A 2,359-nucleotide genomic window follows, 5' to 3' on the forward strand; every position below is an offset into this window, starting at 1 on the left:
CGGCGACGGCCTCGGCCGGACGACCCGTGCCGAGCAGCGTCCCCGCCCAGCCCTCGACGGCCCGGCCCCGCAGCTCGTACAGCCGGGTGACCTCGGGTGCGACGACCGGGTGGTCCAGCTCCGCGAACGGCGCACCGCCCCACACCGCCAGGGCCTGCTCGTGGCGGTCGGCGGCGACGTGCGCCTCGAACTGGGCGGCGTCGACCTCCGTGGCGGTGAGCCGGTACCCGTCGGGGGTGGTCTGCACGACCAGCTCGGGCGGCAGCAGCCTGCGCAGCCGGGCCACGTTCGTCTGCACCGCGCCCGCCGGGTCGGCGGGCGGGTCCGCGCCCCAGACCAGCTCGGCGAGCACGTCCACGGGCACGCTCGCCCCGAGGCGGAGGGCCAGCGCGGCGAGCAGCCGACGCTGCCGCGCCGAGCCGATCGCGACGCCGTCGACCACGAGGGGGCCGAGGACGCGGAGCATGCCGTCATCCTGGCAGCGGTGGTGACAGCGGGGCGAGACCGCGCCGACAGCGGCGCCGGCCACAGTGGCCGCCATGACCACTCTCACCGACCGGCTCTTCGCCTCCGTCCTCGCCACGATGGACCTGCACGCCGTCTACCTGGGCGACCGCCTCGGCTACTACCGGGCCCTCGACCGGCCCCTGACCCCGACCGAGCTCGCCGACCGCACCGGCACCGCCGAGCGCTACGCCCGCGAATGGTGCGAGCAGCAGGCCGTGACGGGGATCCTAAAGGTGGCCGACGGCCGGTTCGCGCTCCCCGACGAGCACCGCGCCGCCCTGCTCGACGAGCTGTCCCTCGACCACGTCGCCCCGCTCGCCAAGGCCGTGATCGGGTTCGCCAAGCAGACCGACGCGCTGGTCGAGGCCTTCCGCACCGGCGGCGGGGTGTCGTGGTCGGCGCACGGTCCGGACGCCCACGAGGGCCAGGCCGCCGCGAACCGCCCGCTGTTCCTCGGGCCGCTGGGCACGGAGTACCTCCCGGCGATCCCGTCGGTCGACGCGGCGCTGCGGGCCGGTGGCCGGGTCGCCGACGTCGGCTGTGGGCACGGCTGGTCCGCGATCGGGATCGCGCTCGCCTACCCGGACGCGACGGTCGACGGCTTCGACCTCGACGCCCCCTCGGTCGCCGCGGCCCGACGGAACGCCCGGGAGGCAGGCGTCGACGACCGGGTGCGGTTCTTCGAGGCGCCCCTGAGCGGCACCGGCTACGACGTCGTCTGCGCCTTCGAGTGCGTCCACGACCTCCCGGACCCGGTCTCGGTCCTGGCGGCGATGCGCGCGGCGGGCGGTGAGGTGCTGGTGATGGACGAGAAGGTGGCGGAGGAGTTCACCGCGCCGGGCGACGAGGTCGAGCGGCTGATGTACGGCTACTCCCTGCTCTGCTGCCTCGCCGACGGTATGGCCCACGCCGACTCGGCGGGCACCGGCACGGTCATGCGCCCCGCCACCCTGCGCGCCTACGCGGAGAAGGCGGGCTTCGCGGAGCTGGAGGTCCTCCCCCTGGAGCACGACTTCTTCCGCTTCTACCGTCTCTCCTGACCCCTTTGCCCTGCCCGCAGGCGTGCGGGCGCGCAGCCGGTCCCGCCATGATCGCCGGGACTGGAGCGGAACGTGCGCTCAGCGCCTGTTCCGCTCCACTCCCGACGATCACCCCGCGAGCTGCCCCCGGGCGGCGGCGCGGCGCTCGAACCAGATCGTCATGAGCGGCGGGATGGAGGAGAACAGGGCCAGGGCCACGGTCTTGAGGTCCCACCTCAGCATCCGCCACGCGACCAGGGTGACCACGACGTAGAGCACGAACAGCGCCCCGTGGATCGGACCGAAGACCGTCACGCCGATGTCGTTGCCCACCACGACGTACTTGAAGAACATCCCGATCAGCAGCCCGGCCCAGGAGCAGGCCTCGGCGATCGCGACGGCCCGGAACAGCTTGCCGACGCCGGTGACGGTGGCGGTGCTGGCGGTCATGCTGCTCCTTTTGTCCGGTTCAGAAGGTCCCTCTCCATGGTGCCCCACCTCCGCCGGAGAACTTCTACCGGGTGTCGAAACACACGGGACCGATGAGTTTGCGCGACGCCCTCGGTCTCCCCTCCCGACGAGCAGAGGAGACCGCTATGACCACCGCCGTGCACACCCCGGACCTCGCACCGGCAGCCCGCCGGCTGGCGGCGCTGCTGCCCGCGATCCGGCCCGAGCAGCTCGCTGACCCCACGCCGTGCCCGGAGTTCGACGTCGCGACCCTGCTGGACCACCTGCTCACGCTGACGATCGAGTTCACGCACGCGGCGCGGAAGTCGCCGACCGACGCGCCGACCGAGCCGAGCGCCGCGCACCTCGACCCGGACTGGCGC

Annotated in this window: 4 protein-coding genes; 2 read left to right on the plus strand and 2 right to left on the minus strand. The window is 73.8% G+C overall.

What is annotated here, in order from left to right; translation table 11 throughout:
- Nucleotides 1-466: AfsR/SARP family transcriptional regulator (locus tag H5J29_RS29470; protein WP_181784241.1), on the minus strand; the 466-nt coding region annotated here is incomplete at its 3' end.
- A gap of 73 nt (nt 467-539) precedes the next feature.
- Between H5J29_RS29470 and H5J29_RS29475 the strand changes: the two genes are divergently transcribed.
- Nucleotides 540-1,547: a class I SAM-dependent methyltransferase gene (locus H5J29_RS29475; protein ID WP_181784242.1), complete on the plus strand. Its 1,008-nt coding sequence runs from the start codon at nt 540-542 to the stop codon at nt 1,545-1,547.
- 108 nt (nt 1,548-1,655) lie between these two features.
- Here the strand turns inward: H5J29_RS29475 and H5J29_RS29480 are convergent, their stop codons facing one another.
- Nucleotides 1,656-1,976 (minus strand): DUF3817 domain-containing protein, encoded by a 321-nt coding sequence (locus tag H5J29_RS29480; RefSeq protein ID WP_181784243.1) that lies wholly within the window; start codon nt 1,974-1,976, stop codon nt 1,656-1,658.
- A gap of 146 nt (nt 1,977-2,122) precedes the next feature.
- Here H5J29_RS29480 and H5J29_RS29485 point away from each other — a divergent pair.
- A partial coding sequence (locus H5J29_RS29485) for a maleylpyruvate isomerase N-terminal domain-containing protein (RefSeq protein ID WP_181784244.1) occupies nt 2,123-2,359 on the plus strand: 237 nt, incomplete at its 3' end.

This window comes from Pseudonocardia pini (assembly GCF_013870575.1).
GTDB classification, from domain to species: domain Bacteria; phylum Actinomycetota; class Actinomycetes; order Mycobacteriales; family Pseudonocardiaceae; genus Pseudonocardia; species Pseudonocardia pini.